The 7,732-nt window shown below is 35.3% G+C and carries 6 protein-coding genes; 4 read left to right on the top strand and 2 right to left on the bottom strand.

Features of this window, described 5'->3' with window-relative positions; translation table 11 throughout:
• The first annotated feature begins 291 nt into the window (after positions 1 to 291).
• From RTK36_RS15320 to RTK36_RS15310, 3 genes are all read left to right on the top strand, one after another.
• Positions 292 to 732, top strand: a complete 441-nt coding sequence (locus RTK36_RS15320) for a hypothetical protein (RefSeq protein WP_312048102.1) — start codon at positions 292 to 294, stop codon at positions 730 to 732.
• 204 nt (positions 733 to 936) lie between these two features.
• Positions 937 to 1,407: a hypothetical protein gene (locus RTK36_RS15315; protein WP_312048101.1), complete on the top strand. Its 471-nt coding sequence runs from the start codon at positions 937 to 939 to the stop codon at positions 1,405 to 1,407.
• 381 nt (positions 1,408 to 1,788) lie between these two features.
• Positions 1,789 to 2,442, top strand: coding sequence for a pentapeptide repeat-containing protein (locus RTK36_RS15310; RefSeq protein ID WP_312048100.1), 654 nt, complete (start codon positions 1,789 to 1,791; stop codon positions 2,440 to 2,442).
• Between the two features lie 800 nt (positions 2,443 to 3,242).
• On the opposite strand, the gene RTK36_RS15305 is transcribed toward RTK36_RS15310, so the two are convergent.
• Positions 3,243 to 3,455 (bottom strand): cold-shock protein, encoded by a 213-nt coding sequence (locus RTK36_RS15305; RefSeq protein WP_312048099.1) that lies wholly within the window; start codon positions 3,453 to 3,455, stop codon positions 3,243 to 3,245.
• An 831-nt stretch (positions 3,456 to 4,286) separates the two neighbouring features.
• Here RTK36_RS15305 and RTK36_RS15300 point away from each other — a divergent pair.
• The gene (locus tag RTK36_RS15300; protein WP_312048098.1) at positions 4,287 to 6,218 is read left to right on the top strand and encodes a 5'-nucleotidase C-terminal domain-containing protein; all 1,932 of its coding nucleotides are present in this window, start codon (positions 4,287 to 4,289) and stop codon (positions 6,216 to 6,218) included.
• 96 nt (positions 6,219 to 6,314) lie between these two features.
• On the opposite strand, the gene RTK36_RS15295 is transcribed toward RTK36_RS15300, so the two are convergent.
• Positions 6,315 to 7,181: a DMT family transporter gene (locus RTK36_RS15295; protein WP_312048097.1), complete on the bottom strand. Its 867-nt coding sequence runs from the start codon at positions 7,179 to 7,181 to the stop codon at positions 6,315 to 6,317.
• Positions 7,182 to 7,732 lie beyond the last annotated feature (551 nt).

Below are 7,732 nucleotides of genomic sequence, written 5' to 3'. Positions count from 1 at the left end.
ATGGTATCAGTACAAAGCGTTTGGGTGTGAGCGGTATTTGGTTGCTGAACTTCGTTTAATGTTTATACAGCGGAACTAGTTTGGGGAGTGCGCTGTTGTACCGTAAAATTTGCATCGCCAGAAGTGTACTAATCATTTATATAAGTATTTTGAAACTTGAAATATATGATTTAGATGATCAATTATTAAAATACTAAATTTTTATCTGGACATCTTGAGCCTGCATAGCTCTTGAGATTTATTCAGATGAAAAAATTATACTAATTTATTTGGAGGGGAATTCTACTACTAATGAAATCAAAAACTATTTTGTATGTGGGTATATTATGTTTATTATTGGGAGGTATATTTTTTTATAAAACAACGTTTCAAGAAATGCCATTAATTCAAAGCAAATACAATTACTTCCTTGGAGATATAGGTGTCTATGAAAAAGATTGGCCTATTTACATTTTAGACCAGCTTAATGAGGAAGAAAAAAATGAAGTGATTTCCTTATTATCAGAATGTAGTATTAAAAAAACATTTGATAAAACGATAGGAAAAACTGAAAATGGTATGATATACAGCATTTTTTTACATCAAGATGGAGTATCATCATCTGATATGTATTATATTGGCATAACAGAGGACATCGGCTATTGCAGCAATGGTGGAAAATATTATATCCTAAAGTATGAGGACGATTTTAAATTAAAACTACAAAACATAATAGAGAATAGGAGCAATTGAGGCATAAATAAAAGTTGCTCATTATAAGTATTGATGAGATTTTATAGCATCAGCTAGATATCATTAGACAGTGGCTATTATTTTCTCCAATTGCCCATTATGATTATGATATGCCGTAGATTAGTTTATTGATAAAAACAATGTGTTTTATATAATCCGAGAGAGCAATACATCGAAATTTGTTTGTGGAGGGAAGGAAAAGATATGGAGCTGAAGAAAATTTTTTGGAAAGTACCGTTATTTTGTATCACCGCAGGTGTGATAGCTTTTTACGTGGAAGTTTTTCTTATGATTCGATTTGTTATTGTTAAGCTTCCAGATGGAACAATTAAAACAGATAATACACGAGAACTTATAATCTATGGATCCATATTTATTGTGACACTTATAGTTGGTGGCATGATTTTTTTCCGGAACATGACGCGAAAAGAAATTTTTTTTTCTGCATCAATTATTGTCGCTATTGGCTTGATAATGGATTTAACTCAATGGGCGTTTAACCTAACAACTGGTCCGGGGGCTGTCTTTTTCATATATGCTTCTCAAATTTTTGAGTGGAGTAGTATTGTACCTCAGTTATTCCACCGAGTAAATGAAAATCTTTGGTTTGCTTCAGTTATTGGTAGTTTAACACCTTATTTATTTATCCCGTTTGGCAAAAAAGAGCAAGTATAAATTGCTGTTTATCATTAACGTAGGATTGTATTTTTTAGTAAAGCCAGTTGCTCATTATGTGTATACTTAGTAACTGGATTGAGCGGTGTGCATTAAAGAGTTATGGATTAATGAAAAAGATTAATTGGAAAAGATTAAACTTAGCTTTTTGGGTAGAGATATCATATATTGGATTATTTCGGTTGCAGTAAAAGCTTACAACAAACTCAAATACCACGAGACAAAGTAAAATATTACGTTTGCAGAATCCACTTCTAATTATGTGTATGACATACCGAACGTACAGACTGGTAAATTGCCAATTATCCGTACATGAAAAATGGCCACAAAATTCCATCAGTAGTGTATTTTTAAGCTTATTAACAGATAGGGGATAAAAATATGAATATAGCTAAACCCAAAATATCCAAAGAAATATTGCAGATAGATGAGTTCTATTCTTATGTGAAGGATCGTTTATCAGATGATATCTCAATCTTTGCAATAAAAAGTTATGCTGAAAGAATTGAAGGAATGGATTTTTCCAGAATGGAACTAAAATCAAGTATTCTTGAAAATTGTAAATTTTGCAGTTGCAACTTTAAAAGCGCAAGTTTTATTGATGTTATATTCCAATCTTGTGATCTTTCAAATAGTAAATTTGCAGACGCTTATTTTGAAAGATGCCAATTTGTTGACTGTAAATGTGTTGGATTGGATATGCACCGTACGGTTATAAAACAAACTACTTTTGAACAGTCAAATTTTAAATATTCAAACTTCGATGAAACTAAAATGAATGCAGTTTTTTTTGATAACATCGATTTTACTGAATCGTCTATTTCAGAAGCAAAACTGAAAAAGTTTGAGGCAAAGAATTCCAAGTTTATAAAAAATAATTTTTTCAAGACAATGCTAGCAACAGTGGATTTTACTGATAATGAATTCAAAATGCCATTGGTATCCACTCCTCCTATTGAGTTGAAAGGAATGGTTATAAATATGTTTCAAGCAGCTGAATTGATTAGTCTTATGGGTATCATTGTTAATCAGTAATTAAAATGCTGATATTTTAAATTTAGAATGAAAAATACAGACTGCTCTTGTCCATTATGGCATACTATGAGCTTATACCGTTTCTATATGAACTGCTCATTGTGTTTACACTGCGTTACCAACTTGAGGGGGACATAGACGTACCATAATCGGACGTTTACATAGTAGCTCATTAAGTGATTAATTTAAATTTCTTTTATGTTTATAATTTGATTAATTTTCATAGTAGATAGTAAGCTTTTGGTTAAAGAATATGTTACCTAATAAATTATTTACGCCGAACAACAAGCAATATTTAATAGAAAAAATAACATATAAATGGTACAGCCCCCATTTTTTTGGAGCCTTTTTTATAAGTGGCTAATTGTATTCAAGACCGTTAGTTCGTGTTTTCAAAAATATTATGCAAGTCAAATGCAAGTCAGCATTCCCGCAAACCCAGTAAAATCAAGGGCTTGAGGGGTGCTGTTTTGGCGTTCGGGACGCCGAGGTCGCAGGTTCAAATCCTGTCGCATCGATGGGTAAAAAGGTGCTGAAAGTCTTCATTATGATGGATTTAAGCATTTTTTTATTGTAAGAATCTTAAATAAAACAAGTTGGAGGAAACACTTTGTAGTATATTAAAAGAAAGCAGGCTAAAGGTCAAAATGGCAAACAAGTAGGCTGGAGTGGACGTTTTAGGTTTCACAGAAGATTGTAAATGGAAGTGCACTGTAAGCAAGCTGTAGGTATTTGGGGAAATGAAAAACTATGAAGGGAAATAAAAAAAAGCCACCCAAAAGGGTGGCCGTGTAGAAGGTTTAGTTTGCGCACACGTTGATAGCACGTGTTTTGCGACTATCTTTGGGATCGGGCTCTGTGCTAAAAGTCACTGCCTGACCTTCATTCAAAGATTTAAAACCATCTGTCTGGATAGAAGAGAAATGTACGAAAATATCTTCACCGCCATTGCTAGGTGTTATAAATCCAAAACCCTTATCCGCATTAAACCATTTTACTGTACCGTTATTCATAATCAGTACCTCCTAAAAAATATTATCCCGGGCATATAAATAAAAAAACTCTCAAGCAAAAGTCAGATAATAATTATCGACTAGAACTTAAGAGCGAATAATCATATATACGAAATTAATGTAAGTATACCTGAAGTAGGAAGAAATGTCAAGAAAAACTTTTGAAAAATAAAATGTGTTTTAAAAAGCTAGCTGATATGAATAAATTACATTGAGAATTGCTTCATTAAAAAGTATTCCATATCAGGTTATTCATGGGTTGTTGTGGCGGATAGATGGTTGAGCGATACAAAGAGACGGATAAAAATGGCTGCATCAAGGATTATGAAAAAAGAGTTGGTTATAACACCGGGTATCATTCAATATAGTAAAATGGTATTCGTTAGTAGTTGAATAATTAATACCACGCCTCCTAGGAGAAATGGTGTAAGCTGTGTCCTTTGTATAAATTGACTTTAAATTAGCCTTTTCATCAATTCTGTGTTATACTAAAAATAAAGGTGGCGTTTAATATGGGTGATAAAAGTCCAAAAAAGAAAGAAATCAAGAAGAAAAAGGAAGCTGTAGACAATACTGGTTCTACAATAAACCAAAGCGAAAAGAAAAAGAAAAAAACGTATGAGTAATAGCTTAACCGACATTTAAACATGTCGGTTTTTTCATATCCAAATTCATAAAGGCGGGGGTTATTATTGAAAGAAGAATAGAAATGATGGTGGTGTCAAATTTGTGTATATTTTGTATGAAAAAATTGTCTACTATGTTCCTTTTTATTTCAAAAAGTGATATGATTAGAAAGTAATATATTGCCAAATAAAAAGGAGGAGTACTATGAAACACGGGAAAAAGGTTTTATCTCTTCTGCTATCCTTATCCATGATGGTTGGATTTACTGTTCCAGCGCTTGCGGGTACAATGGATGGAAAGCTAGTAATTATCCATACGAATGACATGCATGGATATTATCAGACAGGAGAAAAAAGCATTGGTATTGCTGGTGTGAAGGGTCTTAAAGATTACTACACTTCCCAAGGTGCAGATGTTATTCTCTTGGATGCAGGGGATTTTTCACAGGGAACTACCTTGGTAAATCACTCCAAGGGACTAAAAGCGGCTGAATACCTTGTTTCAGCAGGTTATGATGGCGTTTCTCTAGGCAATCATGAATTTGATTTTGGTTTTGATTCTCTTTTGGACATAGTTGCTGTATTAAAGGCTGGAAAGGTACCTGTTGTGGATGCAAATATCTTGAAAAAGGGCACAAATGAGCCCTATTTTGGGGATAATATTGTGTTGGAAAAGGGAGGCATGAAGATTGGTGTGTTCGGTTTGGATACAGCTGAGACACAAACAAAATCAAGCCCCAGCAGCGTGAAGGATGTTACCTTTTTGGATGGAAAAGAAATGACTGCTGCTGCCCAAGCGCAAGTAGACGCATTAAAGAAAAAAGGCTGTAACTATATTGTGGCACTGGTACATTTGGGTGTTGATGATGAAAGTATCGGCAGACGCTCTATTGATGTTGCAAATGCAGTAAAAGGGATTGATTTAATTATTGATGGACATAGCCACACTGTAATGGATGGTGGTCAAAAGGTAAATGACACATTGATTGTGAGCACAGGCTCTTATCTGGAAAACGTGGGAACAATTGTTATCAATGAGTCTTCAAAGGAAGCAGTGGCAAAGCTGATGAGTGCCGCTGATTATAAGACAAGCATTGGAAAATATGATGGGTCTTTAGTAGATATGGTTGCAACGGATAAGGCTGAGGTTGATGCATATTATGCGGGTCTTTTTGCAAAATCTGAGGTTAGTTTGAATGGTGAGCGTGAACCGGGCGTTCGAACAGAGGAAACCAACTTAGGGGATTTTGCATCGGATGCATTTTTGTATGCAGGCAGAAAATATGCCGAAGAACAAAAATTAGGCATAAGTGTGGATGTAGCGATCTCTAATGGTGGCGGCATCCGTGCCAGTATTCCAGCGGGAGATATTTCCTTAAATACTTTGTATACCGTATTCCCTTATGGCAATACAGTGGAGCTTGTAACGGTTACAGGGTCTCAGCTTCTTGAAATTTTGGAGGCTTCTACCTTCTGTACGCCTACAGCATTAGGAGGGTTCCCTCAGATTGCAGGGGCGGAATACACCGTAAACACAGCAGTGGATTATAAAAATGGGGAGCAATATCCCAAATCTACATATTATGCACCTGCTGCTCCAGGCAGCCGCGTTACGATAACCAGTGTAGGGGGCAAGGCATTCGATCCAAAGGCAAACTATACGGTAGTTGTAAATAGCTTTCAGGCAGAAGGCGGCGACACATACTATGCTTTGACACAAGGATCTTTCAAGCAGAATACCGGTATTGTTGACGCAGATGCTTTAATTCAGTATGTGAATTCAATGAAGGGTGTGATTAGCAAAGAATACGCTAATCCCCAGGGGAGAATCACGGTGGTTGCAAAACCAGCTGCTATGCCCGAAGTGAAGCCCGAGAAGGAAGTAATTGAGAAACCTGCGGTAGAGCCAGAAACAAAGGCACCAGTTGTAAAGGCGCCAGAAACAACACCTGAGAAGGCACCTGTGCAGATTATTTCGGATGTGTATAAGGTTGCCAAGGGGGATAGCTTGTGGAAAATTGCTAAGAACCTTATGGGTGATGGAAATCAATGGAGAACGATTTACGAGTACAATAGAGAACAAATTAAAGACCCAGCTAAAATCTATATTGGTCAGGAACTGATTATTAAAAAGTAAATGCGTTGATAAATAAAAAAATGCGGTAATCCATTTTGGATTTACCGCATTTTGATAGTTATGAAAGACAGAATCTATGAAAAGGGAAGAAGCATTTTACTTTCCTTTCAAATTGAATACAACAATGCTAATAATGATTACTGCGCCACCGATGAAAGTGCCCATATTTGGAACTTCTTTTAAAATAATAAATCCCATTATTGTAGAAAGAAGAGGCGTAACAAACATAAAGTTAGTCACTTCACTGGTACGTTCTGCTAAGGACATGGCTTTGCCCCAAAAAAAGTATGCACCCGCACTGGGTAAAGCACCTAAATAAATAAGTGCAAAAATGTGTTTAGTGCTGGCATGAGCCATTTGCTGGAAGCCTTCAACAGACCAAAAGCCCAGTAATATTGCACCACAAAGCATGCTATAGGTTACGATTTCCAAAGAAGAGTATCCTTTTTGTGAAAGTCTTCGGCTTAGTATGTTGTATCCGCAAAAAACAATAGCAGCACAAATTGTCCAAACTAATCCGATATTAATTGAGAATACACCTTCCCAAAGGAGTAGAATCAAAACGCCAACAAATGCCATCATGATGGCCAGCCAACCTACGGGTTGTATTTTTTCATCATAAAGCTTTGCCGCTAATATCGCCGTTAAAATTGGGGTAATGGCAATGACAATACTGGATGTGGCAGATGTTAAAGTTTGAATACCTGTATTAAAGGTAATCATGTAGAGCGTAAAGCCCATTCCACCGGAAAGAAAAAACCAAGGGATATCATCTTTTTTGGGCTTATGTATGTGAGAACATTTACCGATTATCAGTAATAAAATTGCCGCAATACTACATCGTAGAAACCCTAAGGGAGATGAAGTGAATTGTTCTTGAACAATCTTTGTAAGGGGGAAGGCAGATGCCCATAAAAACACAGTCAAAAATCCAAGCCCCCATACTTTCTGTTTGTTTGTCATAGTGAATCCTCCTAAAAATCTTCTTAAGGTAATAATCATAACCTTTTTAAGAAGGCAGCAGCCTCCAATTATTGATGTATTACCTTTAAAAATAAAACACTATCTGCTGTAAAAAATCGTGTCACGCCCAAATTTAGATGAGTAACAAAATAGTTTTTGTTCTGGAATAAGTTACAATTTGCGTTCCTTATTTCACAAACAGAATTATAACATTATATTGTAAAAGATGATATAGTTTTAGGTGTTTTTAGTAGATATGTAATTTTCTGTAAAATCGCTATTAAAGATTATGTTATAGGTAATTTATTGATTGAAAAAATGTATGAAATACTGGTTTAACAAATAAAGTTTCTCGGATGAAAGCAGATATCTTAGTTGAAATGTGCAAAGAAGGGTGATGAATTGTTGCATTTTTCATTCCCATATGATATAATGTCAAAGATTCGGTTTTAAGACTTTTCATGTTTTTGTATACTAAATGAGGCGTTCAGACAAAATTTAATATGCTACTGTGGCTCAGATGGTAGAGCAGCTGATTCGTAATCAGCAGG

Source organism: Anaerotignum sp. (genome assembly GCF_031981185.1).
Classification (GTDB): domain Bacteria; phylum Bacillota; class Clostridia; order Lachnospirales; family Anaerotignaceae; genus Chakrabartyella.
This window is presented reverse-complemented; position numbering and strand designations above follow the sequence as displayed.

What these genes read in the sequence shown, in the direction of transcription:
- RTK36_RS15320 (WP_312048102.1), top strand. Translation starts at nt 292, where the DNA reads ATGAAATCAAAAACTATTTTGTATGTGGGTATATTATGTTTATTATTG.
- RTK36_RS15315 (WP_312048101.1), top strand. Translation starts at nt 937, where the DNA reads ATGGAGCTGAAGAAAATTTTTTGGAAAGTACCGTTATTTTGTATCACC.
- RTK36_RS15310 (WP_312048100.1), top strand. Translation starts at nt 1,789, where the DNA reads ATGAATATAGCTAAACCCAAAATATCCAAAGAAATATTGCAGATAGAT.
- RTK36_RS15305 (WP_312048099.1), bottom strand. Translation starts at nt 3,455, where the DNA reads ATGAATAACGGTACAGTAAAATGGTTTAATGCGGATAAGGGTTTTGGA.
- RTK36_RS15300 (WP_312048098.1), top strand. Translation starts at nt 4,287, where the DNA reads ATGAAACACGGGAAAAAGGTTTTATCTCTTCTGCTATCCTTATCCATG.
- RTK36_RS15295 (WP_312048097.1), bottom strand. Translation starts at nt 7,181, where the DNA reads ATGACAAACAAACAGAAAGTATGGGGGCTTGGATTTTTGACTGTGTTT.